The 23,998-nt window shown below is 54.9% G+C and carries 23 protein-coding genes; 10 read left to right on the top strand and 13 right to left on the bottom strand.

All coding sequences use genetic code 11. The features are described 5' to 3' along the window. Nucleotides 1–11: 11 nt before the first annotated feature. From parE to EYC87_RS09235, 3 genes are all read right to left on the bottom strand, one after another. Complete coding sequence (parE, locus tag EYC87_RS09245; RefSeq protein WP_279252620.1) at nt 12–1,898, bottom strand: DNA topoisomerase IV subunit B; 1,887 nt, start codon at nt 1,896–1,898, stop codon at nt 12–14. Nucleotides 1,899–2,023: 125 nt separating this feature from the next. Further along, the gene (gene cpdA, locus EYC87_RS09240; RefSeq protein WP_279252619.1) at nt 2,024–2,863 is read right to left on the bottom strand and encodes a 3',5'-cyclic-AMP phosphodiesterase; all 840 of its coding nucleotides are present in this window, start codon (nt 2,861–2,863) and stop codon (nt 2,024–2,026) included. Nucleotides 2,864–2,885: 22 nt separating this feature from the next. Further along, complete coding sequence (locus EYC87_RS09235; protein ID WP_040542002.1) at nt 2,886–3,332, bottom strand: DUF1249 domain-containing protein; 447 nt, start codon at nt 3,330–3,332, stop codon at nt 2,886–2,888. 201 nt (nt 3,333–3,533) lie between these two features. On the opposite strand from EYC87_RS09235, the gene EYC87_RS09230 reads away from it, so the two are divergent. After that, the gene (locus EYC87_RS09230) at nt 3,534–4,946 is read left to right on the top strand and encodes a TolC family outer membrane protein (protein ID WP_279252618.1); all 1,413 of its coding nucleotides are present in this window, start codon (nt 3,534–3,536) and stop codon (nt 4,944–4,946) included. Between the two features lie 24 nt (nt 4,947–4,970). On the opposite strand, the gene waaA is transcribed toward EYC87_RS09230, so the two are convergent. Then, nucleotides 4,971–6,242 (bottom strand): lipid IV(A) 3-deoxy-D-manno-octulosonic acid transferase, encoded by a 1,272-nt coding sequence (gene waaA, locus EYC87_RS09225; RefSeq protein ID WP_279252617.1) that lies wholly within the window; start codon nt 6,240–6,242, stop codon nt 4,971–4,973. Nucleotides 6,243–6,393: 151 nt separating this feature from the next. On the opposite strand from waaA, the gene EYC87_RS09220 reads away from it, so the two are divergent. Both EYC87_RS09220 and EYC87_RS09215 read left to right on the top strand, forming a co-directional pair. Continuing rightward, nucleotides 6,394–7,590, top strand: coding sequence for an FAD-dependent oxidoreductase (locus EYC87_RS09220; protein ID WP_279252616.1), 1,197 nt, complete (start codon nt 6,394–6,396; stop codon nt 7,588–7,590). Beyond that, nucleotides 7,587–8,390 (top strand): aldo/keto reductase, encoded by an 804-nt coding sequence (locus tag EYC87_RS09215; protein WP_279252615.1) that lies wholly within the window; start codon nt 7,587–7,589, stop codon nt 8,388–8,390. The genes EYC87_RS09220 and EYC87_RS09215 overlap by 4 nt, the downstream gene beginning before the upstream one ends. 3 nt (nt 8,391–8,393) lie before the next feature. Here the strand turns inward: EYC87_RS09215 and hldE are convergent, their stop codons facing one another. Continuing rightward, nucleotides 8,394–9,830 (bottom strand): bifunctional D-glycero-beta-D-manno-heptose-7-phosphate kinase/D-glycero-beta-D-manno-heptose 1-phosphate adenylyltransferase HldE, encoded by a 1,437-nt coding sequence (gene hldE / locus EYC87_RS09210; RefSeq protein ID WP_279252614.1) that lies wholly within the window; start codon nt 9,828–9,830, stop codon nt 8,394–8,396. A 125-nt stretch (nt 9,831–9,955) separates the two neighbouring features. Between hldE and EYC87_RS09205 the strand changes: the two genes are divergently transcribed. After that, the gene (locus EYC87_RS09205) at nt 9,956–10,573 is read left to right on the top strand and encodes a class I SAM-dependent methyltransferase (protein WP_279252613.1); all 618 of its coding nucleotides are present in this window, start codon (nt 9,956–9,958) and stop codon (nt 10,571–10,573) included. A gap of 17 nt (nt 10,574–10,590) precedes the next feature. Here EYC87_RS09205 and EYC87_RS09200 read toward each other — a convergent pair whose 3' ends face one another. Genes EYC87_RS09200 through EYC87_RS09190 form a run of 3 tightly spaced genes read right to left on the bottom strand, consistent with a single transcriptional unit; the run spans nt 10,591 to nt 13,653 of the window. After that, nucleotides 10,591–11,661 (bottom strand): prenyltransferase/squalene oxidase repeat-containing protein, encoded by a 1,071-nt coding sequence (locus EYC87_RS09200; protein ID WP_040541999.1) that lies wholly within the window; start codon nt 11,659–11,661, stop codon nt 10,591–10,593. Then, on the bottom strand, nt 11,658–12,374 hold the full coding sequence (locus EYC87_RS09195; RefSeq protein WP_007230021.1) for a class I SAM-dependent methyltransferase: 717 nt from the start codon (nt 12,372–12,374) through the stop codon (nt 11,658–11,660). Before EYC87_RS09195 ends, EYC87_RS09200 begins: the two co-directional genes overlap by 4 nt. Next, entirely contained in the window at nt 12,361–13,653 is a 1,293-nt protein-coding gene (locus EYC87_RS09190) for a glycosyltransferase family 4 protein (RefSeq protein WP_279252612.1), read from the bottom strand. The genes EYC87_RS09195 and EYC87_RS09190 overlap by 14 nt, the downstream gene beginning before the upstream one ends. Before the next feature lie 244 nt (nt 13,654–13,897). On the opposite strand from EYC87_RS09190, the gene rfbA reads away from it, so the two are divergent. Together rfbA and rfbC are read left to right on the top strand one after the other, a co-directional pair. Continuing rightward, the gene (gene rfbA / locus EYC87_RS09185) at nt 13,898–14,815 is read left to right on the top strand and encodes a glucose-1-phosphate thymidylyltransferase RfbA (RefSeq protein WP_279252611.1); all 918 of its coding nucleotides are present in this window, start codon (nt 13,898–13,900) and stop codon (nt 14,813–14,815) included. Continuing rightward, complete coding sequence (gene rfbC, locus EYC87_RS09180; RefSeq protein WP_279252610.1) at nt 14,805–15,353, top strand: dTDP-4-dehydrorhamnose 3,5-epimerase; 549 nt, start codon at nt 14,805–14,807, stop codon at nt 15,351–15,353. The genes rfbA and rfbC overlap by 11 nt, the downstream gene beginning before the upstream one ends. Here the strand turns inward: rfbC and rfbB are convergent, their stop codons facing one another. Next, entirely contained in the window at nt 15,354–16,415 is a 1,062-nt protein-coding gene (rfbB, locus tag EYC87_RS09175) for a dTDP-glucose 4,6-dehydratase (RefSeq protein ID WP_279252609.1), read from the bottom strand. Beyond that, complete coding sequence (gene rfbD / locus EYC87_RS09170) at nt 16,408–17,289, bottom strand: dTDP-4-dehydrorhamnose reductase (RefSeq protein ID WP_279252608.1); 882 nt, start codon at nt 17,287–17,289, stop codon at nt 16,408–16,410. The genes rfbB and rfbD overlap by 8 nt, the downstream gene beginning before the upstream one ends. Nucleotides 17,290–17,367: 78 nt before the next feature. On the opposite strand from rfbD, the gene EYC87_RS09165 reads away from it, so the two are divergent. Genes EYC87_RS09165 through EYC87_RS09150 form a run of 4 tightly spaced genes read left to right on the top strand, consistent with a single transcriptional unit; the run spans nt 17,368 to nt 21,203 of the window. Continuing rightward, on the top strand, nt 17,368–18,882 hold the full coding sequence (locus tag EYC87_RS09165; protein ID WP_279252607.1) for a hypothetical protein: 1,515 nt from the start codon (nt 17,368–17,370) through the stop codon (nt 18,880–18,882). Continuing rightward, nucleotides 18,854–19,675, top strand: coding sequence for a lipopolysaccharide kinase InaA family protein (locus EYC87_RS09160; RefSeq protein WP_279252606.1), 822 nt, complete (start codon nt 18,854–18,856; stop codon nt 19,673–19,675). Before EYC87_RS09165 ends, EYC87_RS09160 begins: the two co-directional genes overlap by 29 nt. Next, nucleotides 19,672–20,400 (top strand): sulfotransferase family 2 domain-containing protein, encoded by a 729-nt coding sequence (locus tag EYC87_RS09155; protein ID WP_279252605.1) that lies wholly within the window; start codon nt 19,672–19,674, stop codon nt 20,398–20,400. Before EYC87_RS09160 ends, EYC87_RS09155 begins: the two co-directional genes overlap by 4 nt. Further along, the gene (locus EYC87_RS09150; RefSeq protein WP_279252604.1) at nt 20,397–21,203 is read left to right on the top strand and encodes an FkbM family methyltransferase; all 807 of its coding nucleotides are present in this window, start codon (nt 20,397–20,399) and stop codon (nt 21,201–21,203) included. Before EYC87_RS09155 ends, EYC87_RS09150 begins: the two co-directional genes overlap by 4 nt. Before the next feature lie 3 nt (nt 21,204–21,206). On the opposite strand, the gene EYC87_RS09145 is transcribed toward EYC87_RS09150, so the two are convergent. Genes EYC87_RS09145 through EYC87_RS09135 form a run of 3 tightly spaced genes read right to left on the bottom strand, consistent with a single transcriptional unit; the run spans nt 21,207 to nt 23,998 of the window. After that, entirely contained in the window at nt 21,207–21,980 is a 774-nt protein-coding gene (locus tag EYC87_RS09145) for a lipopolysaccharide kinase InaA family protein (protein WP_279252603.1), read from the bottom strand. Then, the gene (rfaP, locus tag EYC87_RS09140) at nt 21,964–22,860 is read right to left on the bottom strand and encodes a lipopolysaccharide core heptose(I) kinase RfaP (RefSeq protein WP_279252602.1); all 897 of its coding nucleotides are present in this window, start codon (nt 22,858–22,860) and stop codon (nt 21,964–21,966) included. Before rfaP ends, EYC87_RS09145 begins: the two co-directional genes overlap by 17 nt. Further along, nucleotides 22,853–23,998, bottom strand: a complete 1,146-nt coding sequence (locus tag EYC87_RS09135) for a glycosyltransferase family 4 protein (RefSeq protein WP_279252601.1) — start codon at nt 23,996–23,998, stop codon at nt 22,853–22,855. Before EYC87_RS09135 ends, rfaP begins: the two co-directional genes overlap by 8 nt.

Raw genomic sequence — 23,998 nt, 5'->3', positions numbered from 1 at the left:
GCCCATTGGATCTAAACAACCTCGGCCAGGTCGCCTTTTTTCTCCAGCCAAGCCTTGCGATCGGAAGCTCGCTTCTTGGCCAGCAACATATCCAGCATATTATTGGTGCCATCACCGGCGTCCAACACCAGACGGACCAGACGGCGTGTATCCGGGTCCATTGTAGTCTCGCGCAACTGTAGCGGGTTCATCTCACCCAGGCCCTTGAAACGCTGCACATTGACGTTGCCGCGCTTTTTTTCCGCCTCGATTCGATCAAGCACGCCTTGTTTTTCGCCTTCATCCAAGGCGTAGAAAACCTCTTTGCCCACATCAATGCGGTAAAGAGGCGGCATAGCCACATAAACGTGGCCCGCCGCGACCAAACTACGGAAATGGCGAACAAACAATGCGCAGATCAAGGTAGCGATGTGCAAACCATCTGAATCCGCATCCGCCAGGATGCACACTTTGTGATAGCGCAAATCGGAGAGATCGTCGCTAGCGGGATCAATGCCAAGGGCGATCGAAATATTGTGCACTTCCTGGGAGGCCAGGATTTCCTGGGAATCTACTTCCCAGGTATTAAGGATTTTACCGCGCAAAGGCAGGATAGCCTGGAACTCGCGGTCCCGCGCCTGCTTGGCACTGCCGCCGGCTGAGTCCCCCTCCACCAGAAACAGCTCGCCGCGGGTAGGATCTTCACCTGAGCAATCTGCTAATTTACCCGGCAGGGCTGGGCCGGCAGAAACTTTTTTGCGCACGATTTTCTTGGCGCTACGCATACGGCTCTGCGCATTATTAATGCACATTTCCGCCAGCTTCTCGGCTTCCTCAGTGTGCTGGTTAAGCCACAGGCTAAACGCATCCTTGGAAACGCCCGAAACAAATGCCGCAGCCTCCCTGGAAGAGAGCCGCTCCTTGGTTTGACCGGAAAATTGCGGATCACCCAGTTTGGAAGACAGTACATAACAACAGCGATCCCAAATATCGTCGGGGGCGAGCTTGATGCCCCGAGGCAATAAGCTGCGCAACTCACAAAACTCGCGCATAGCGTCCAGTAAACCGGTACGCAGGCCGTTTACGTGGGTGCCGCCCTGGGCGGTAGGAATAAGATTCACATAGGACTCGGCGATAACCTCCCCACCCTCGGGCAACCACTGGACCGCCCAGTCCACACCTTCGCTGCTGCCACTAAAACTGCCCACAAACGGTTCTTCAGGAATCGCCGGAAAATCAATTGTGGCGTCTGCTAGATAGTCAGTAAGGCCGTCTTCGTAATACCACTCCTGGGTCTCACCCTTTTTTTCGTCCTTGAACTTAACCCTGAGACCAGGGCATAAGACAGCTTTGGCACGCAGAACATGTACCAGGCGCGATACGGAAAAATTGATAGAATCGAAATACTTGGCATCCGGGGTAAACTTCACCATGGTGCCGGTATTACGCTTGCCGCAGCTGTCTATCACAGCCAGTTCAGACGTTTTTTCCCCCCCAGAGAAAGTAATCTGATGAACGCTGCCATCGCGCTTGATACTCACCACTAATTCGCTGGAGAGGGCATTAACCACCGACACACCCACGCCATGCAGGCCGCCACTAAACTCGTAGTTTTTGTTAGAGAACTTACCCCCGGAATGCAGGGTAGAAAGAATAACCTCCACCCCCGGCTTACCCTGCTCGGGGTGAATGTCGACTGGCATGCCGCGGCCATTGTCCGATACAGATACGGAGCCGCCCTTATGAAGAATGACATCGATCTGGTCTGCATGGCCAGCAAGTGCTTCGTCCACGGAGTTATCGATAACCTCCTGAGCAAGGTGGTTGGGGCGAGTAGTGTCGGTATACATACCCGGGCGCTTGCGCACGGGTTCAAGTCCCGTGAGGACTTCGATATCTTCGGCGGTATATTGGCTCATTCGTAGTTTTAGCGATTTATGGCTTTAGAAATTAGGATGGAGCCATTGTACATGAGCGAGAGCAAACGACAGCGGCTGGCGTAAGAAATATTTGGACGGCTTCGTGTGAAGAGGGTTGATGGCGCCTACAAATAACCGCCAGATTCCAGGTCGACGGTAAAATCAACGCCGGTCACCCTCGAGACCCCGGTATTGATGCTGCCATCGCTACACAGATCCAGCCAACGATAACCGGGCGGTTTATCGTCAGCTTTGAACATTGCACTCCCGGGGGCGAACTGAACGCAACTTGACGGAGACGCCATCAGGGCAATATCGCCACGACGCTTATCTATCTGTTGATGAACGTGCCCCCACAGGACTCCCTTGACCGAACTGGCCGCATCCACAATTTCCCAGAATTGATCCGCGTCTTCTACCATCTGCTGATCAATCCATGCACTGCCAATGGCAACGGGTTGATGATGCAAACAAACGAGTGAGTGCAAACCCTCGGCTTGTGCACGCTCAAGTGCCGAGCGCAGTTTTTCCAGCTCATCGCTACCCAGCCGGCCGCCTACTTCACCGGGAATTTGGGAGTTTAATAGAATGACCTGCCAGTTGCCCGCCAGCACTTCAGCACAAAGCCGATTGCTAGTGCCTACCGCGGCCTGCATTTCGCTTAGATCATCATGATTGCCTGGGAGCCAGAAATCAGGAGCGGGAATCTCTTGCAGATGAGCGATTAATCGGCGGTACGCCTGCAGGGAACCCTGATCAGACAGATCACCGGTGCAGAGAACACCATCGGGCGTTCCACGCTCCTGCAGGGCTCGCTCAATAACCAGTTTCAACGAACGATCAGTATCCATATCCAACAGTGTGCCGCCTGGGTTGGCGCACAGATGAGTATCTGTGATCTGCACCAGACGAACCGTATCTCCTTCAGTCTGGATGTAGCAGGGCTTGTGTTCTGTTTTCGACATAACGAGGCGCGGTTAAGCCCGCTTAAACTCCGCCGATAACCAGTTGGTGGCTGCTGCGGCCATTGCCGAGGCAATGTTCCAGCCAGTCCGCAAGAAAGCGATTTTGTTGGGACTTTTCATCTTGCTGATGCATTTGTTCGTTGGGGTAATTATAGCGGGGCTGGATACGCCGATGCGATTGAAAGCTACCGACTTCCAACATGCCCGCGTCATGATAGGCCCGCACTTCGACTTTAAGTCCCCCCAGCCAACGAGCCTCCGCGTGTTGCTGTGACAAAGAGAAGATCGTGGTATACCGACAACGTTCGATGACCTCCAGGTGCACGTGGGCGGGCCCCAGCTGGAATTCCCGAACATTACTGGTTTCATACGCAGGAAACAGCCTTAAAAACCGGACATAATTAGCCTCGCAGATCGCGTGAAGCTCTGCGAGGTCCAGCTTAAATTGCCTGTTTCGGGCTTGTAGCAACGGTCTTGCTCCTGTTTAACACATTCATGCGATGAATTGAGTCAAATCCATGCCATATGGCATAGACCTGCTTTGAGTGTAGCACTTATGATAGCGCAGGCTATCCGCGTTGTGGAATGTGGCGCACACAATGCAAGTCAGTTCCTGTACTGCTAGAATAGACGGCACACGCCGCTATTTCCCCCGTTAAGAGGACAAGACATGAGAAAGACTGGAGTCACGCTATTAGCGCTGACACTTTCGCTGGGAAGCTTTACAACCCGTGCAGACTCGCTGCTTGATATTTACGAACTGGCGCTGGAAAACGATGCCCAGTTGAAGTCGGAAGAGGCTACCTATCTGGCTAATCGGGAGCGGGAAAACCTCGGGCTTTCTGCACTCTTACCTCAGATTGGCGCAGACTATTCCAGGTCCGGCTCCGATACAGATACCGATAGTGAAAGTGTTGATTTTGCAGACAACACTTTGTCGACTATAGATACCACGACGACCAATGACACTATCTCCGAAGGTTTTTCGGTCTCTCTTAACCAGGCGCTTTTCGACTTGCCAGCATGGTTCAGCTTTCAGTCTGGCAAAGAATTAAGCAAGCAGGCTGAGGCGACGTTTGCAGGCAACCAGCAAAACCTGGTGGTGCGAGTGGTAGAAGCATACCTCACTGTGCTGCGAGCACAGGACAACCTCGAAGCATCCAAAGCGCAGGAGCGCGCCTTTGAACGTCAGCTGGAGCAAACCCAACAGCGCTTTGAAGTGGGTTTGATTGCCATTACCGACGTTTATGAAGCCCAGGCAGCCTATGACTTGTCTCGGGTAAACCGCATCGTCGATGAAAATAATGTCGCAGTCGCCCTGGAGCAGCTTTCCGTTCTCACCGGGCAAAAGCACAGCACTCTCAATATTCTCAAAGAAGACTTCGAGATCAAACTACCCGAACCCATTGACAGAGCTTCCTGGGTCGACTTCGCCCTGGAAAATAATTTCAATCTGAAAGCGGCCAAATATGGCGAAGAAGCGTCACGCCAAAATTCAAAAGCCAATGCCTCTGAACACGCCTTTCGGATAAGCGGCAATTATCGGTACTCCGACACCGAAACTGACGGTAGTCGCAACATTGTGCCGGCTACAGGCTTCAACACATCTCCGTTCAATTCCACCGACGGTGACCGCTGGGAGGTGCGCGTAGATTTACCGCTTTATTCCGGAGGGGCCATCAGCGCCAATCGCCGAAAATCGGCGCAGGAATTCAATGCAGCCAGGGAAAATCGTATCAACCTGAGCCGCAATACGGTGACCGCTACCCGGTCGCTGCACATGACCGTGGTCAGCGATGTTTCTCGAGTGAAAGCGCGCAAGCAGAGTATTGTGTCTTCCAAAAGCGCGTTGGATGCTACCCAGGCGGGCTATGAGGTCGGTACCCGTAACGTAGTGGATGTTTTGAATGCGCAAAACACTTTGTTCTCTTCACAGCGTGACTACGCTAACAGCCGTTATGATTACATTCTGGATTTGCTGAAATTGAAAGAACAGGCCGGCCTGCTCAGTCCTGATGACGTCTACAATCTGAACTCCTACCTGGTTGTGCCTGCAGCACCTGCAGCCTCAGGTAGCAAGTAGGCTTTGCCTCTTTGCGGTGCCTGCTCAGGCGCCGCCTAGCTGCTCCTTTATCAACGCCAACAAGCGGTCTCGGGCACCGCGATTAGCGGCAATGACCGCCTCCCCTGCTGCACCCATTGCCGCCTGACGTGACGCATCTTCCAGCAGCGACTGTACGGCTGGTGCCAGCTCGTCGGCTCCGTTCAGCTTAGACATGGCCCCTGCGCTGGTCAGACGTTCGGTAATTTCGGTAAAGTTATGCATATGCGGGCCGCTTATCACCGGTACACCCCAGGCCGCAGCCTCCAGCACGTTTTGCCCGCCGTGCTCTATAAAACTGCCACCAATCACGCAAACCGAGGCAAGGCCTGACAACAAGCGCAATTCTCCCATAGTATCGCCGAGCAATACTTGGTGACCCTCGCTAACCCGCTCACCCATTGACCTGCGGGCAGTCATTAGGCCCCGGGCAAGGCACAATTGATAAACCGATTCAAAGCGCTCCGGGTGACGGGGCACCAGCAGACACAACAGATCGGGAATAGATTGCCGCGCGATAGCAAACGCATCCAGGATTATCGCCTCTTCCGAGGCATGGGTACTGGAGCCCAGCAGGACCGGCCGGTCCAAAGACTGCTTCAGGGCACCCACCTCGGCACGTAAATTTTCATCGATATCGATATCGAACTTAATGCTCCCTGTTACCTGCAGGCGTGGGCGGGGCAAGCCCAATGTAACCAACCGCTCGCCATCAGCTTCAGACTGACACGCGACCACATCCAACTGCTGCAACATATCTCGGGTGAGTGAGGTAAGCCTGCTATAACCCTGTGCAGAGCGGGCTGACAATCGGGCATTGCCCAGCACAATGCCACACCCGCTGCGGTGGGTGTAATGCAGCATGTTGGGCCAAAGTTCTGTCTCCATCACCAGCAATAAACCCGGGCGAACCCTGGACAAAAATCGACGAACAGCTCCGGGCATATCCCAGGGAGAATAAACATGGAAGACCCTGTCGCCAAAAAGCGCCTCTACTCTTTCTGAACCAGTCGGTGTAGTCGTGGTTACCACAAGCTGATGTTGGGGACAGGTATCAAGCAGCTCTTCAATCAAGGGAGCTACAGCCAGGGTCTCTCCCACCGAAACCGCATGCACCCATATCACTTTGTCTGAAGCGACGCTGTCGGGGCCGTGGAAAAAACCAAAGCGCTCCGCCAGCCTCCGCCGATAGGCCGGCGCCTTGCGCGAACGCCACAACATGCGCACAACGATAATGGGCAGCAACAAATAAAACAGGGCGCTATATAGGTAGCGCATGAAAAGCTCCACGACAGGACATCAGGCAAAGCATAACAGCGCTGACTTGCACTCGCCCACCGCGAGGGCTAAAAAAATAATCTCCCGGCGAAGAGACTACCCTCAATTCAGGCAGGCTATACTTGGACCCTCATTTCATAGGGAATGCCTGATGGGCTCACCTGTAATAGCAACAGACATCGCGATTATCGGCGGCGGCATCGCCGGCCTGTGGACCTTGAGTCAGCTGCGTAACCAAGGCTTCAACGCCGTTTTGTTCGAACAGGAAGCGTTGGGGAGCTACCAGACCGTAGGCTCCCAGGGCATGATTCACGGCGGCATCAAGTACGCCCTGTCGGGCGCCTGGAGCGGTAGCTCGGAAGCTATTTCTGCCATGCCTGGCGTATGGCGCAGCTGTCTGGCTGGTGAAGGTAAAGTTGATCTGCGCGGCTGCCAGATATTAAGTGAAGACTTTTATCTCTGGTCTCACACCGGGCTCACGTCAAAGGTAAGCTCCTTTTTCGCCAGCAAAATGCTGCGTGGCCGGGTAGACAAATTAGCAGCCGCCGATTTTCCCCCGCCACTGCGCTCCCCCAGTTTCAAGGGACAAGCCTACCGTTTGGCAGACCTGGTACTGGACGTGCCCTCTCTGGTAGAGGTTCTCGCCCGGCAACATCGTGATGTTATTTATCGCATAGATTGGAGCCAGGCCTCGCTGGAACACGACGGAGACAGGGCTTATATTCGCGGGCGAGATTGGGAGTTACATCCCGGACAATTGATTCTTACGGCCGGCGCTGGCAATGAAGCCCTGATCAAAGCGCTGGGCGCTAATGAGCCGGCAATGCAGCGCCGACCGCTGCAACAGGTACTGATGAAGCACGAGTACGCAGAGCCGTTTTACTCTCATTGCACCGGCGGCAGCGCCGCGCCCCGACTCACTATTTCCAGCCACAAAAATAGCAGCGGCGAACCCGTTTGGTACCTGGGCGGCGACCTCGCCACTGAAGGTGCCAACGCAGACCCTGATCAGCTTATCGCCAAAGCCCAGAGGGAAGTTGCCGAATTGCTGCCCTGGATCGATTTTGGACAATGCCAGTGGCGCACGCTTCAACTGGACAGAGGCGAGCCACTGCAGTCCGCCCTGCTTCGCCCGGACAGTGCCTTCGTTGGCCCGGTAGAGGGCTTAGACAATGCCCTGGTGGCCTGGCCGACTAAACTAAGCCTCAGCCCCAATCTTGCCGACGAAGTTGATATTGCCCTGCAGCAGCGCAACATCATCCCCGGCCCGGCAACCGACCTCACTGCTTTAGAGGATCTTGGCAGGCCCGGCATCGCCGAAACCTACTGGGATAGCGTATTCACATGAGCTGGATACGGGTTCTGGGTGATACGGGCATTGAGGTCAGTGCCCTCGGGCTGGGCACCGTGAAGTTGGGGCGTAATGAAGGCGTTAAGTATCCCGGAAATTTCACTATTCCCGACGATCAGGCCGCAACCCGGCTGTTAAGCCAGGCTCGCGAACTTGGCATCAACCTTATCGATACCGCCCCCGCCTATGGCAGTAGTGAAGAGCGGTTGGGTAAATTGTTGAAAGGTCAACGGAACCAGTGGGTGATTTGTTCCAAAGTGGGGGAACAGTTCGAACAGGGCGTGTCTCACTTTGACTTTAGCCCGGAGCACACCCGTGCCTCTGTGCAACGCAGCCTGGAACGCCTCGATACCGAGATGATCGATATGGTGCTTATCCATTCCGACGGCAACGACCAGCGCATCATCGAAGAGCTGGGCACACTGCAGGCCTTGGCAGAACTCAAGTCGGAAGGTTTGATCAGGGCTTTCGGTATGTCGACTAAAACAGTCGCCGGAGGACGGGCCGCAGCCCAGCAAGCCGACATCGTAATGCTTACTTATAATCTGGCGCAGCGCGAAGAAGAGGCCGTGCTCAATACCTGCGCTGAGCTTGGCAAAGGTGCAATCATCAAGAAAGCACTGGCCAGTGGCCACCTCACGCAAGACTGCGAGGACCCGATACAGGCTTCAATGGATTTGGTGTTGGGGCACCCTGGCACCGGCGCTGCCATCATTGGAACAATCACCCCCAAACATCTCCAGGCCAATGTAGAAGCCGCTCATCAAACACTGAACAAGCAGGCGCAGAGCAACTAGATGTCAGGACTCTTTGTCCTGCTGAATCTGGGTAACGATGGCGGTCGTTGAAAGTTCGTCCACCACGCTTAATACCTTAACCTCGCCGCCATAGGCCTCGACGATCTCCCAGCCTACAACCTTCTCCTTGCCGGCATAGTCACCGCCCTTCACCAAAACATCAGGCTGCAATGTCTCCAGCAGGTGACGTGGGGTATCACCGTCAAAACAAACAACCCAGTCTACCGCCTCCAGGCCGGAAAGAACCGCCATTCGACGGTCCTGCGGATTAATGGGACGACCCTTACCCTTTAATCTGCGTACCGAGTCATCAGAATTGACCGCCACGATGAGCCGGTCACCCTGCTCTCTGGCCTCCTCAAGATAAGTCACATGGCCAGCGTGGATAATGTCGAAACAACCGTTGGTGAACACCACCCTTTCACCATGACTTCTGGCATCAGCCATCGCAATTTGCAGTTGCTCAAGGGAGACGGCACCACGCTCAGAACCCTGGTCCTGCTGCACGGCGCGGCGCAGTTCCGGACCGCTGACTGTTGCTGTGCCTAGTTTGCCCACCACGATGCTGGCAGCAATATTCGCCAGGGCAACGGCATGAGGCAGCTCGGCTCCCGCGGCAACCGCACTGGCAAGCACTGCGATCACTGTATCGCCGGCACCAGTCACATCGAAGACTTCCCGCGCTCTGGCGGGTAAATGCAGCTCCTGCGCGCCGGGGCGCAACAATGTCATACCGTGCTCACCGCGGGTTACGAGCAGGGCCTGCAATTCCAGTTCAGTCATCAGTTTTTTGCCGCGCTCGACCAGTTCACTTTCACTGGAGCAATGGCCAACAACGGCCTCGAACTCATTGAGATTGGGTGTCAGCAGGGTAGCGCCGCGATAGCGGGCAAAATCTGAGCCCTTCGGATCTACCAGCACAGGCACCTTCGCGTTCCTGGCAGCCGCTATTAACGGAGCGGGGTCTTCCAGCGCGCCTTTGGCGTAATCGCTAAGCACCAGTGCTCCGCAGTGAGGCAATAAAGCGGGCAGGGAATCTGCCAGCGGCGGACCTGAACGTGATAAGTCCGACTCTTCGAAATCCAATCGAATTAACTGCTGATGGCGGCTGACGACTCTAAGCTTGGTGATAGTAGGATGCGCTTGCACCCGAGTGAAATCGCAGTGAACACCTGCGCCGGTAAGCATATCCTGAAGGGAGTCTGCCATCTCATCGTCACCGGTGTAGCCGCTCAACTGTGCGCCGGCACCCAGGGCAGCAATATTGAGGGCCACGTTTCCCGCGCCTCCGGGCCGATCATTAATCTGATCGACTTTTACCACCGGCACCGGCGCTTCCGGGGAAATCCGCGAGGTGCCCCCCTCCCAGTACCGGTCGAGCATAATATCCCCAAGTACCAGCACCTGAGCCCGGTCAAGACGGGGCATTTCCAGTTTCATCAATTTTTGTCCTCAATGTCGGCGGGCGGCCAGTTCGACGTGGCGTCATCATACCACGCTGCTCGCTTGCCTCTGCGCGTTAAAACAGCTACTTTGCCCAGCCCCCAGACAATACACTTACCCACATGATCCCCAACCTGCCGGACACTATTAACGACATTAAAGGCTTTCTGGCAGAGGACGAGGCCGAGGCGCTATATCATCACGCCCTGGATGCCAGTCACAGTGGTGCAGTGCTGGAGATCGGCAGCTACTGTGGCAAGTCCACCATTTACCTGGGCCTGGCTTGTCAACAAAACAAGGCAACAGTATTCGCACTGGACCATCACCGAGGCTCTGAGGAGCACCAGATAGGCGAGTATTTTCACGACCCTGACCTCTACGACGACGGTGAGGGGAAAGTAGATACGTTCAAAGAATTCCGCCGCAACATTCGCAACGCTAGGCTGGAGGAAACAGTGGTACCTGTCGTTGCAGGCTCGGAGGCCGCAGCCAGACAGTGGCAAACCCCACTGGCGATGGTTTTTATCGACGGCGGTCATAGCCTGGAAGCCGCTCTCACTGACTATCGGTGCTGGACAGCGCACCTCTTACGCGGGGGTATTCTGGCCATTCACGACCTGTTCGAAGACGCCCATGAAGGCGGACAGGCGCCCTTTGCGGTCTATCGCATGGCAAAAGCATCGGGGTTATTCGAAGACCTCGGCCAGATCAACTCGCTGGGTTTGTTGCGCCGACTCTGATCTGGATAACGCTAATATCAGTCTACGTGGGAGATGCGTTCCTGAGTATCCACACCCAACAGCTGCACACTACAAAACAGCTTTGCTGCCGCTGTGTGTTCTGTCAGGGCGTCAGCTGCCAACAATATTGCGCCAGCGGTCCAGGTCGGTTTTTCATCTGGCCAGAGCAGATCTTCCACCATCTGGTAACCCGTCCAGTAAGAACCGTCATTGAGACGCCACTGGTGTAACCAGCTGTAAACTTCTACCGCCCTGGCGTGATCCCCAGCGGCCAGCAGCGCCATAACCAGTTCACAGGATTCGGCGACCGTGACCCAGGGCTCATCAGACACACAGCGACAACCCAGGCCTTTCTCTACGAATTCATCCCAGCGCGAAGCGATGCGGGCCCGGGATTCTTCAGGGGGCAGCACCCCCGCAAGTACCGGATAAAACCAGTCCATGGAATAGCGCGCTTTACTTTCCCAGGTGCGATCAAAACGCTCCGGCTTATGACGCAGGGCGTGGCCCAATCGCTCCCGGGCGAGCAGCCAATGAGGTCGTGCTTCTTCCAGGGTACAGGCAATATTATGGGCGCACTCCAGGCTCTTATAGATCGAACTACAGCCCGTCATGAGCGCGTCTTCCTTGGGCTTGCCTTCGCCGTCAACAGACCAATGGATCTCGCCATGCTCGGTTTGGAGGGCAAGAACAAAGCCGATGGCCTTGTCGACCATGGGCCACATAGCCCGAAGGAAATCTCTGTCCTCGGTGATTAGGAAATGGTGCCAGATACCGACGGCAATATAAGCGACGAAATTGGTTTCGCGTCGCTCACGGTTGTCGACCACTTCGCCGCGGTAAGAGGCCCACCAGCTGCCATCTACCAACTGCATGCTATAAAGCCATTCGTAGGCCTTGCGCGCCGCGTCGTGCTCGCCACCAATCGATAAACCCATGGCCGCTTCAACATGATCCCAGGGATCGGCATAGCCGCCCTCAAACCAGGGAATTTCACCGCTGTCCTGCTGAGTATTCAAAATAAACTGCACGGTTGGGCGTAGAAATTCGGTAGGAAACAAGCCCCTACTCAAATACAGACCACTCATACAACTGCTCCCTTACGGAAATACATCACCACACTTTTGCCAACCACGGGATTCATTAGCTGCTCCGTCACCCGAGTGAGGGCGGGGCGCTCCATCAAGTCCCAAACCAGCAGGCGATGGTATTGCTTTACCAGCCAATTGCTGTCCTGTTGATCCCAGAACAAACACTTCAACCACCAGTAAGGTGCGTGCAGGGCATGCGCCCAGTGACGATGATAACGGCTAAAGCCCAGGCTCTCGATATCATCGCGCAGTTCACTGGCGCGAAATATACGAATATGCCCCCCGGGGGTGTTGTGATACTCCTCGCTGAGAGCCCAACATATTTTTTCTGGCCAGAGCCGGGGAACACTGGCGCAAAAAAGGCCACCCGGTTTGAGCACCCGTTCTACTTCTTTAAGCGCACCCTGATAATCAGGAATATGCTCCAGGACCTCGCTGCAAATCACTTTATCGAAGGTATTATCGGCAAATGGCAGCTCCAGCGCATTGGCTGAAGATAAGCCAAAGGTCTTGGTTTCGTTGTCAGGCTCGGCAAAGTCCTGAAATTTTTGTTGCGTGGTTTTGAGATCGTCGAGGCTAAGGTCTACGCCAATGGAGTGCACCTGCGCCTCAACATAAGCGGAGATCACGTGACGGCCTTCGCCGCAACCCAGGTCAAGGACGACGTCGCCTGACTGCAGAGGAAAATGGCTAAAATCAACAGTCTGCATGCGACAAAACTTCCCGATAATACTGACTCATCTCCCTGGCACAGACCTGCCAGCAAAATTTGTCCAAAATACGTTCGCGCCCCGCATTACCCAGCGTCTCCCGTCGGCCGGGGTCGCGCAACAACTCATCGATAGCCTTAGCCATCGCCTCTACATTTTTCACCGGCACGATAATACCGGCGTCGCCCACCACTTCTGGCAAGGCACCGCCATCGGTTGAAACCACCGGCACGCCGCAGGCCATGGCCTCGCCTGCGGGCAGGCCAAAGCCTTCATAGACCGAAGGCACCACCGCGATGCTGGCCTCGGCATAATACTGAACCATTTGTTCGGTAGTGATTCCGCTGACAAACTGAATCCTGTCTACCAGGCCCAACTTCTTAACCAGCCTCTCCGTCTTACCGCCGGGCTGTGGCTTACTGACCAACAACAGCTCTAGCTGCGGATACGTCTCCAATAGTCGGGCATAAGCCAGCAGTAAATAACGGGTTCCCTTGAGAGGGGCATCGGCAGAACAGGTTGCCATCAGGCGCAGCGGCCTGCGTTCAATGCCCTTAACGGGCCTGAATACGTCAGTATCGATACCGTTATAAACCAGGCTGATGCCCGCGGGCTGCAGCCCGAAGTCCCTGGCAATGTCTTGCCGAGAGCAGTCAGAAACTGTGACCACGTTGTGCAGGTCTTTAACCACTCTCTTCTGCATGTTGAGGAAAGAGTGCCAGCGCCGGATCAGCACGCGCTCCCAGGCGCTGCGAGCGGCATTGAGGGCAATGCGTAAGTCCGAGGTAATCGGGTGATGCACTGTGGTTACCAGAGGTATTCCCATACGTTGCAACTGCAGCATGCCGTAACTGAGGCTCTGGTTATCGTGAACAAGGTCGTATTCTTCCCGGTGTTCACGCAGATACTTTACCGCTCGCCGACCAAAGGTATAGGGCTCCGCGAAACCACCAGTCAGCTTGCTGGTCCATTCGATAATATCGGTCATAGACATGAGGTGACGCGGGCGCAGCGATAACAAACCGTTTTCAAACAAATCCAGGCTGGGTAACTCAATAAGCCGCACCCGGGGATCCAGATGAGGATAGGGTGGCCCGGAAATAACATCGACTGAGTGCCCGGCATCGACCAGAGCTTTACTGAGATATCGCAGGTACACGCCCTGACCGCCCCCATAGGGCTGGCTGCGATAGCCGAGTAAGGCTATTCGCAGGGGTTTCACCGACACAGGTGACGGAGTGGGGTTGGCCACTTCCGCGGGCTGCGCTTCGGCCTGCACTGTTTCTAGCTGCGTGATATCAGCTTCCTCTGTCTAATTGAGAACAAAACTCGGACGATCAGGAGATACTTCAGCTCGATCAAGGACACCTAAAGTGACTGTCCTGCGAGCAAAGGGGCTAGATTTTAGTCAGCGATTGATCAAAAATCCACCCCTTTTGGGGGCCCGGTGTGAATTCCGGTTATCGTCAAATCATTCCCTTTCCCGCTATAATTATTGGCCCTACCCTTGGAATCTTCACTGCATGAGCAACTTAGCCGCCAAATCCGCCTATAAAGGCATCATTCTCGCTGGCGGTTCAGGCACTCGCCTGCACCCGCTCACCAGCACCGTATCCAAGCAATTAATGCCGATCTACGACAAACCGATGATCTACTACCCCCTGGCCACGCTGATGCTGGCAGGTATCCGCGACATACTGGTAATAACCACGCCCAGAGACCAGGCGGCCTTTGCCGACCTGTTGGGGGACGGCTCACGCTGGGGCATTAACATCAGTTACACAGTGCAACCCAGCCCAGACGGCCTGGCCCAGGCTTTTATATTGGGTGAGGACTTTATTGGTGGCGACAAGGTCTCCCTGGTTTTGGGAGACAACATCTTCTACGGCGGCGGATTCACCGTAAAACTGCAAAATGCTGCCCAGCGGGAAGCCGGTGCCTCCGTATTTGCCTACTATGTACAGGATCCCGAGCGCTACGGCGTAGTTTCCTTTGACGCCGAAGGCGTCGCTCAGGATATCGAGGAAAAGCCTGCGCAGCCAAAGTCCCATTACGCGGTGACCGGACTCTACTTTTACGACAACGACGTGGTAGATGTAGCTAAGTCCATCGCGCCATCCCCCCGGGGAGAGCTGGAAATTACCGACGTCAACAAGGTTTATATGGAGCGCGGCAAACTCAACGTGGAAGTCATGAGCCGCGGCAGCGCCTGGCTGGATACGGGCACCCACAATTCCCTGCTTGATGCGGCCAACTTCGTGCGCGTGGTGGAGGAGCGCCAGGGCTTGAAGATTGCCTGCCCTGAAGAGGTCGCCTTCCGCATGGGTTACATCAATGCCGAACAGCTGCTGGCCCTGGCCGCACCGCTAGAGAAAAGCGGCTACGGACATTATCTCAAAGGCCTGCTCAACGACGACGGTGTAGTTTTCCATGAAGTTTGAGGCGACTCCGCTGCAGGGCGTCTATCTGCTGACACCCAAAGTTTTTGGCGATGAACGCGGCTTCTTTATGGAAAGCTGGAGCGCGACTACGTTTGCCAACGAAGGCTTCGACATGCATTTTGTGCAGGACAATCACAGCCGTTCGGCCAGGGGTATTCTACGCGGCCTGCACTACCAGACCGAACATACCCAGGGCAAGTTGGTAAGGGTCACAGCCGGAGCTGTATTCGATGCGGTGGTCGATATGCGCAAGGATTCACCCACTCTGGGCCATTGGTATGGCGCCACCTTGAGCGCCGAAAATCATCAAATGCTCTGGGTCCCGGCGGGATTCGCCCACGGCTTTTACGTGCTCACCGACGTTGCCGACTTCCAATACAAATGTACCGATGTGTATCACCCGGAAAGTGAAATATCGCTGGCCTGGGATGACCCTCAGGTAGGTATCGACTGGCCAGTGCCTGAGGGCGAAACCCCTCAAGTCTCTGGCAAAGATGCACAGGGCCTGGCGTTTACACAAGCGCCCTTGCTGGACTGACTAGAGTAGCGGCCGCCACCAGTCCTCGTTGGCAAGGTACCAGTCCAGCGTCTTACTTAAACCTGTTTCAAAGGTTTCTGCCGGCTCATAGCCCAATTCGCTGCTAATTTTGCTGGCATCGATGGCGTAGCGCCAATCGTGACCGGCCCTGTCCTCAACAAAAATAATCAGATCTCGGGCACTGCCATCACCGGCACAGGGAGAATCAGGGAAACGCTGGGCGAGGCTGCTGTCGGCCGCAAAACGTGCGTCCATCTGTTCACACAACAGATGCACGATATCAAGATTGTTCCATTCGTTATTACCGCCGATGTTATAAGTCTCGCCCACCACACCGTCCAACAGAACTTTTTCGATCCCCCGGCAGTGATCGGCCACAAACAGCCAGTCACGGATATTACTACCGTCACCATAAACCGGCAGGGGCAGACCCCGCAGAATATTGGTCAGGCACAAGGGCACCAGCTTCTCCGGGAAATGATAAGGCCCATAATTGTTAGAACAATTACTAGTAGTGACCTGCAGACCATAGGTATGAAGATACGCGCGCACCAAATGATCTGAAGCCGCTTTGCTCGCCGAGTAGGGCGAGTTGGGTTCGTATTTCTGTTCTTCATAAAAGCCTGGCGCATCAGACGCCAGGGAACCATAAACCTCATCGGTGGACACATGATGGAAACGGTGCGGCAATTTCGCCTCGCCCCCCAGCCAATATTCCCTGGCAGCCTTGAGCAGGCTGTGGGTGCCCACGACGTTGGTTTCGATAAAGGCATCAGGGCCGGTGATAGAACGATCCACATGGCTCTCGGCAGCAAAGTGCACCAGGGTATCTACGGCATGCTCGCGCAATGTCGCCAATACCGTGTCGTAATCACAGATATCCGCGTGCACAAAATAAAACCCGTCAGTACCTTCCAGTGACGCCAGATTGGCACGATTGCCGGCATAGGTCAGAGCATCAAAGGCGACGATGCGATCATCGGGATATTGGCTGCGCCAATAATGCACAAAGTTGGCGCCGATAAATCCGGCAGCGCCGGTGACCAGAAGGGACTTACTCAAACGATGACTCCTTTAATTCTTTAAGCATAGACCGTAACTGAGATCTCCAGTGCAGCCTCTCTGTTTTCAGCACCGCCCAGGTACTGTTTTTATCCAGCACACTAAACGCGGGCCGAGCCGCCGGCGTCGGATAGGCGCTACCGGGAATGGGGTGAATACGCGGCATGCGCTGTAACAAGCCGATTTCAAGCGCTTCTTCGGCAATCGCCACGGCAAAATCGTACCAACTGCAAACACCCGCGTCAGTCCAATGGTATAACCCCTGCAAATCAGATTGGTCAGCAGCCAGCCATAGAGCATCCGCCAAGCCCCGGGCCCAGGTGGGCGTTCCCACCTGATCTGCGACCACGGACAGTTCCTCCCTCTCAGCCATCAATCTCAGCATGGTTTTCACAAAATTCCCACCAAAGGCTGAGTACACCCAGGCGGTTCTCATAATGAGGGCAGAGGGTAGGCCTGCGACAACAGCTTGCTCTCCCGCAAGCTTACTGCGCCCATACTCGCCCAGTGGCGATGTTGGTGCATCGGGAAGATAGGGGGTAGAAGAGGTGCCATCAAACACAAAATCTGTAGAAACATGGATCAGTCGCGACTCGTTCTCAGCGCAGGCTGTTGCCAGATTGGCAGCACCATTGACATTAATCGCCGCAGCCAATTCCTGCTCTGACTCTGCTTTATCCACCGCTGTGTAAGCGGCGGCATTGATAATTAAGCCCGGGCGCTCCCTCCGGACAAGTGCCCGTACCTGAGCCGCATCAGCGATATCCAGTATCTCTCGAGTAGCCGCTATACACTCAACACCCTCAGGCATTGTGCGCAACAATTCCCGACCCAGCTGGCCTGCGGCCCCGGTAATCAACACTTTTTGAATCAAACAGATTTCCTCTCTCCGATAGGCGCTGGCCTGACTGCGATCAGAGCGTTAAACTAGCCGTAAGCCAGAGTTTATTACGTGCAAACACACCCCGCTGCCAGTTCACAGCCCCCTCTCCAATACCGATGGGTTATCGCCGTCAGCTTGTTGCTGTCAGCCTGGCTTGTGTGGCTAGACCCGCTCATTAATCGCGACGCTATCATATACCTGCGTTCTGCAGATGCCTACCTGCAGGGAGGCTTGGCTGCAGCACAGCAGGTACATGGCAGGCCAATCCTTTCTGTGTGTATCGCGCTGGTGCATCAATTGACGGGCTTGTCTCTACTTCACACCGGCCTCGCCATTGCGGCAGTGGCTTATGCCATTTTATGCACAAGCTTTGTCGCCACTGTTCGTTTATTGGGCGGCAACCGAACCGTACAAATAATAGCGGCGGTCGTGGTGCTTTCCCACCCGTGGTTGAACCACATGCGCAGCTCCATCATGCGCGACCCGGTTTACTGGGCACTACTTATGTTAGCCCTCAGGGAGTTACTGCTTTACCTGCGCCAACCCTCGCTGGTCCTGCGACTGCGGTGGTTTCTTTACGTCATGCTTGCTTGCACCTTCCGCTTTGAAGGCCTGTTTTTCGCGATTATGGCGCCCTTCGCATTGCTATTTACCCGCAATCTGGAGCATCGCCTGCGACATTGCCTGTTATTACTAATGCCCCAACTGACGACCCTGGCTCTGGTAACAGCTGCATTCATGATCTATCGCAGCCAGCAAACCGACGCTGCGCTCCTGTTCCCAGGCATTGCCTACTACTTCGACGGCTTGAAAAACTTTCCCGAACAATTCAGCGCTGTCGCCCAGCAAACGGCAGGGACATTGCTGCAATTTACCTCCCGGGAAGACGCGAGCTGGGCAGCTGCCGCAGGCCTGGCAATCGTACTGCTACTTAACGTCTGCAGAGCCTTGTCCTGGCCCTGGGTAATAACGCTTGCCTGGGGCGCACAGGCTCGCCTACATCGTCATTTTCGTCCCGATGACAGGGTTATTCTGCGTGCTCACCTGGTGATAGCGGTCGGCTACCTGGCTGTCTTTATCCTCATTAACCGCTTCATGCTGGAACGCTACAGCATGCAGGTTGTTATATTCCTGTTGCTCTACCTGCCCTTTATTCTCGGCGCTCTGTGGCAAAGCGGGGGATGGAAAAAATTGCTGGTAATTGCTCTGCTGGCGGGTATGTCTGCCGATACCTTACATAATGGCGATAGGGACAAAATTTTTATTAAGGATGCCACCGAGTGGGTTGTGCAAAACACACCCAAAGACGCATCCCTGGCCAGTAATGAAAAATACATCGCTTATTTCAGCGGTCGCGAATTTAACTGGGAGGCAATTCAGGCGAAACGCTTCTCACTCGGATCTCTATTGGAAACTCCCCAACTATGGCAAGACGAGGACTATCTGGTAATGTACATCAAGTCCCAGCGGGAAGAACTCTGGCGAAATTTTCTACAAAAAAATACGCTCACTGAACAGCGCAGCTTCGGCGGCGGAAATAAAGGTCGCGTAGTCATTGTTCAGCTACCATCGGCAAGCGATTAAGAGGCCAGCTCCGACGGTACACTTAGAGATTACTGCTATTACTGACATCGCCACCAACAGCGAACACTTCGAGCAACTTGCGCAGAGTCTGGCACGGCATGAAATGCCCGATGGCTGGAGCATGGTTGGCAGTTCAATAAATGCCAGAGTTGCGGTAGATCAGCACACCCAGGTCTATTACAAAGAGTTTTTGAAGCGCAGTCCGCTTGAGACAGTAAAAGCCCGGGTAAAAGGCAGCCGCGCTTACCGCGCCAGGCGGAACAATGAGGCTCTGCGTGCAGCAAGCTTTCCGGCGCCGGTGAACCTGGCATGGGGATCAATCGCTGGCGGAAGTGAATACCTTTTCAGCAGTGCAGTTCCAGGACAAGGCGTCACCGCGTGGTTGCGCGAGACACTGGTCGACCGGCAGGGCGAATCGCTGTCTTTGCGACGCAACCTCTTGTTCGGTCTTGGCAGCTTCATTGGTCGCATGCACCACGCTGGCTTTACTCACGGTGATTTGCGCACCAGCAATGTACTCGCCCACCGTGAGGGAAGTGCTTTCCACTTCTCCCTGATTGACAATGAGCGTAACCGGCAACGCCAGCCCCCCGCTGGACGCGATATCTTGCGCAACTTAATGCAATTGAACATGTTAACGCCAGCCGATATCAGCAATACCGATCGCATGCGGTTTTTCAGCCATTGGCGTCGGGAGATGCATAATCTTGCGGATCCGGAAGCACACCTTGTCGCCACTGAGGCCTACCAGTGGGCGATGCGACGCTTGCGAGCAAAAGGAAAACTTCTATGAACCTGCTCACCAAAATGCTTTGGCGCATGATCCCCGCTAGCGAGCGAAATATGTTGTTATCCTATGCGCCGCAATACCAGCAACGGCATATCGATCGCATCCTGCGCGGAAGAGCCATTTACCAGCCCTGCTTTGACAAATACGAGGCACTTTTTATTCACGTACCCAAATCTGCCGGTCGCAGTATTGTTCGCGGACTCTTCAACGTAAAGTCGGTGGAGCATGCACCGGCAGATTGGTACCAGCGACTTGATCGGGAAAAGTTCGAGCGGTACTTCAAATTCACCTTCGTGCGCAACCCGTGGGATCGTGCCGTTTCCGCCTATACTTATTTGAAAAATGGAGGCTCGGCCGCCAGTGAAGAAGACCAGCACTGGGCCCACTTCATCAACAGCTTTGATTCTTTTGACGATTTTGTCTGCCAGTGGATGACAGCAGATAACATCATGCGCAATGCCCTGCTAACTCCGCAAATTCTGTTTCTGCAGGATGAGTACGGGAGATTGGCCATGGACTTCGTGGGCCGTTTCGAGAGCCTAACGGAAGACTTTGCCACTATCGCAAACCGTTTGAAGCTGGATACCACTCTGCCCCATATCAATCAGAGCCGACAGGCATCCTACCAGGATTTTTACAGCGAGAAGTCCAAAAATATCATCGCCGATCTCTACGCGGTCGATATCGATACTTTCGGATACAGTTTTCCGAATAAGGCCCAGCGATGAGCCATTTCCTGCAGAAGTTGCTGCCCCGGCCCCTGCGCCGCGAAAAAAAAACCGTCACTCCCAAGAAACTGCCCGCGGCACAGTATCAAGCGCTGAACGCCCTGAAATGCCGTATTTGGTACAACCAGTACGGTGGCTATTGTCTCCCTGAAGCATCTCTTCATCGCACTGCGCCCCGTAAAATACTTCGCGGTGAAGCCTATGAGCCTGAGACCATTGAATTCATGCGCGCACATTGTCGCGGCGGTGATGTGGTTCATGCGGGCACTTACTTTGGCGACTTTTTACCGGCACTGTCTCAGGCATGCGATAGCAACTGTCTCGTCTGGGCCTTCGAGCCCAACCCGGAGAACTACCGCTGCGCCCAGATCACTACGCTCATTAACGCGCTGAATAATGTTCAGTTGCAAAACGCTGGTCTGGGAGATGCTCCGGCAACACTGCACATGCGCACGCGCGATTCCCAAGGTGTAAGCCTGGGCGGAAAGAGTCACCTTGTGGTTGCAGGAGAGTTCAATGCCAACACCGACGAGGACGTGCGTATTGTCACCATCGACAGCGTTGTCGGTGATGAACGCCCCGTATCAATCATCCAGTTGGATGTAGAAGATCACGAAAAAGCCGCCCTCTCTGGCGCACTGCAAACCATTAGCCGCTGTCTCCCGATCATTATTCTGGAGGTGCGCAAGGGCAGTGATTTGCTGCAGAGTGAATGGTTTGATCGCACTATTATCAGCCTGGGCTACCGACAGACTGCCACGCTACACGGCAATACCGTGTTCGAATACCACGGGGAATCCTAACGCTCAGACCAGCGCATGGCCCCGGGGACCATACTTCGCCAGATGTCTGGAGCGCAGGGGCTGCAGTGGTTTGAGCACTGCGGCGAGCAGTTCATCCTTACTCCAACCCGTTGCCGCCAGATAGGCATCAAGAAATAACGCGTAATCATCCGGGGACAGCGCCATATCCTCGGCGTTAAGAGTAAAGCGAGCCAGGTCCCGGCATTGGGCACCACTGCCCGGCGCGGCGACTCCCACAGCCTCCAGGTCGACAAATACCACGGCAGACTCACAACACTGGAAGTTACTCCACTTGCAGTCTCCGTGAAAAAAACCTGCGAGGTGCAGTTTCGCCAAGGCTTCGCCGGCCAACACCAACCAATCGCGAAATTCATTGGGCGGCAGCTGCTGTGACCAAAGAGATTTCAGGTCGGCGCTGTTTGCAAGACCCTCGGTTAACAGCACCAGTCCTCCAGGAACAAGCAACACACAGCGAGGTTCGGGTACCACGACTCTAGCGGCGCCGAGGCGGCCTGCCGCATCAAAACTGCGCACGCCACGGCCATAACCCAGTTGGAAGCCCAGCGATTGTAGTGGAGATTTACTGCGATAAAATTTTAGGTAACACAGGTGGCCACTCACCTCGAGCAGACTCACGCAGCTGTGTGCATCGCGTTTCATCACTCGGGTATTATTTTCCATCCACAGCTCAATGCTATTGGCTTCTAGAGCAAGGCACTGGGACAGGTCCCCGGCCCAGCCATTGTCTCTGAGGACTCGTCTAATCTCGACCACCATTTACGCCACCTTCCAGGCCACCTTTTAGGCTACCTGCTGGAGCCACAGCAGACGGTTCCCTGCCGTGCTCTTTTCGGTACAGTGCCAGCGCGCGCTTCTCCACGTCATGCCATAAGGCCGCATCCGCTGTTTGGGCCTGCCGCAGACCACCGGGCGTGTAACAGCGCATAAAGCGCAACAGATCCCGCCGGGTCAGGCCACAATCCAAAGCAGAAAAATACAACCCCGCCAGATCCTTTACCTGCCAACGCCGTGGCGTGCGACGTCGAATTTGAGCGCGATGTAAATCGATGAGATAACAAGTCGGTTGCCGGTTAACCAGGGTCGATTCATCGAGATGAAAATGGCAAATATAAAAATCCCGATGATTAATTCCAGCGCCATGCATACGCCCGGCACTGTCGGCCAACTTACGGATGATTTTAAGGCGCACTGGAAAAGAGGGCGGTGAGTTAGCCCAGTTGGCACAGTAATCTTCCAGGCTGACTGTATCCACAAGATCTTCGGTAACAATCATTGAATGACGCCTTGCCGGATTTTCGCCCAGGGAGGCATATGCCCCCACCGACAGGGTATCCACGCCCAGCTTTTCCAGTGCCATTATCGCACTGTATTCATTGGCGGCTCCCAAAACAGGGAATCGCATCTGCAACAGGTTCTTGAAAATCTCGCCCCAGCCAATACCGCTGTGTAGCTTCAGGAACCATGAGCGCCCCTGCCAATTGAAACGGAGGGTCTTGCGCCCTTCTTTGTTGCGGTATACATCTGCAGGCGCTGCGTGGGAGGCTAACTGCTCCGCCCAGTCAAGGACAGCAGCGGCCTCAGCTCGTGGAGCGTCCGTGCCAGTTGCCAGGTCTTGCCGCAAAAAGTATTTAGTCATTGCCGCGTTCCTGTTTATGGGCAATGGCCGCCTCAATCAATGCTGCGCCCGTGCTGTGCATGGAGTATAAGTCCGTCAATTGAGCGTAGGTCAGCCCTGTCTCACGGCATTGAGAGCGATAAACGCCATCCAGGGAACGCAATACCGCTATATTCAAGTCCTCCTGCAGGAAGGGACTGCGCAACACCATGCCCGCCTTGGCGGCAGCAATATGGTGGGCATAACCGCAGACATCCGTGCAGATTACCGGCAAGCCAGCGACGAGTGCCTCTAGCAAAACAATGCCCGCTGCTTCGTCCAGGGCCGGGTGCACCAGGGTATCGGCTCCCAGCAACAGTTCGGCCACATCATCCCTGCCACCAAGAAAATGCACCAGGTCATGCACTCCCAGTTTTTTTGCCAAGCGGCGAAAACGCCGTTCCCGGTCCTGACCCACCACCACCAGTCGTATGGTCTGATGAGGCTGCGCTTCGCGAACATTGGCCAGGGCTCGAATTGCCCTGTCTAGGCCCTTCTTGATAAAGCCGGAGCCAACAAATAATAACAAATGTTCCGAGCGAGCCATGCCCAGGGAGTCACGAATCGCCTTGCGCCGGTCAGCGGCATCCGCACCAGCACAGCGGTCCCGTGAAATACCAGGAGGCAGCATATGCATGCGTGCTTCGGACGTGTGGTAGTGATGCTTGAACTTGGCTTTTTCAGTGTCGGAAATTAGCAATATCTCAGTGCTGGAAGCGCTGCCAAACACGGCGTTTTCATAGTCAGCAAAATGACGAAAGCGCCCCCCCCTGCGATACAGGCGTCCTCTCTCGTTCATCGCTTTGTCCAGGTAACAGGAGTCCGCAGCATAATAGATGTCCAGCCCCGGCATTTTATTAAAACCGACCACTCCGTCTAAGGGGTCAGCCGCCAGGTCATTGTTTACCCAGGCCAGAAAGCGTTCATTGCGTCGATGATTGCTGGCCGCTGACACAGGCACTTTGCGATGTTCCGCTGCGGGAATTTTATCGCCCTGCCAATCAATATAATAAATCCTGCAATGATGACCGCGCGCCTGCACTTCCTCAACAAAGCGACGGAAATCGCGCTGCATGCCACCGTAGGGAAAATATTTATAGAGCAAGAAGGCCAGACGCAC

This window comes from Candidatus Seongchinamella marina, assembly GCF_026262685.1.
GTDB classification, from domain to species: Bacteria; Pseudomonadota; Gammaproteobacteria; order Pseudomonadales; family Halieaceae; genus Halioglobus; species Halioglobus marinus.
The sequence above is the reverse complement of the archived record's forward strand: the minus strand, read 5'-3'. Positions and strand labels throughout refer to the sequence as shown.

Bases quoted from the DNA above. Each gene is read 5' to 3' on its own strand.
- EYC87_RS09200 (WP_040541999.1), bottom strand. From the start codon at position 11,661: ATGAGTGGTCTGTATTTGAGTAGGGGCTTGTTTCCTACCGAATTTCTA.
- rfaP (WP_279252602.1), bottom strand. From the start codon at position 22,860: ATGACTAAATACTTTTTGCGGCAAGACCTGGCAACTGGCACGGACGCT.
- parE (WP_279252620.1), bottom strand. From the start codon at position 1,898: ATGAGCCAATATACCGCCGAAGATATCGAAGTCCTCACGGGACTTGAA.
- waaA (WP_279252617.1), bottom strand. From the start codon at position 6,242: ATGCGCTACCTATATAGCGCCCTGTTTTATTTGTTGCTGCCCATTATC.
- EYC87_RS09145 (WP_279252603.1), bottom strand. From the start codon at position 21,980: ATGGTGGTCGAGATTAGACGAGTCCTCAGAGACAATGGCTGGGCCGGG.
- rfbA (WP_279252611.1), top strand. From the start codon at position 13,898: ATGAGCAACTTAGCCGCCAAATCCGCCTATAAAGGCATCATTCTCGCT.
- EYC87_RS09230 (WP_279252618.1), top strand. From the start codon at position 3,534: ATGAGAAAGACTGGAGTCACGCTATTAGCGCTGACACTTTCGCTGGGA.
- EYC87_RS09205 (WP_279252613.1), top strand. From the start codon at position 9,956: ATGATCCCCAACCTGCCGGACACTATTAACGACATTAAAGGCTTTCTG.
- EYC87_RS09215 (WP_279252615.1), top strand. From the start codon at position 7,587: ATGAGCTGGATACGGGTTCTGGGTGATACGGGCATTGAGGTCAGTGCC.
- cpdA (WP_279252619.1), bottom strand. From the start codon at position 2,863: ATGTCGAAAACAGAACACAAGCCCTGCTACATCCAGACTGAAGGAGAT.
- EYC87_RS09220 (WP_279252616.1), top strand. From the start codon at position 6,394: ATGGGCTCACCTGTAATAGCAACAGACATCGCGATTATCGGCGGCGGC.
- hldE (WP_279252614.1), bottom strand. From the start codon at position 9,830: ATGAAACTGGAAATGCCCCGTCTTGACCGGGCTCAGGTGCTGGTACTT.
- EYC87_RS09155 (WP_279252605.1), top strand. From the start codon at position 19,672: ATGAACCTGCTCACCAAAATGCTTTGGCGCATGATCCCCGCTAGCGAG.
- EYC87_RS09150 (WP_279252604.1), top strand. From the start codon at position 20,397: ATGAGCCATTTCCTGCAGAAGTTGCTGCCCCGGCCCCTGCGCCGCGAA.
- EYC87_RS09195 (WP_007230021.1), bottom strand. From the start codon at position 12,374: ATGCAGACTGTTGATTTTAGCCATTTTCCTCTGCAGTCAGGCGACGTC.
- rfbC (WP_279252610.1), top strand. From the start codon at position 14,805: ATGAAGTTTGAGGCGACTCCGCTGCAGGGCGTCTATCTGCTGACACCC.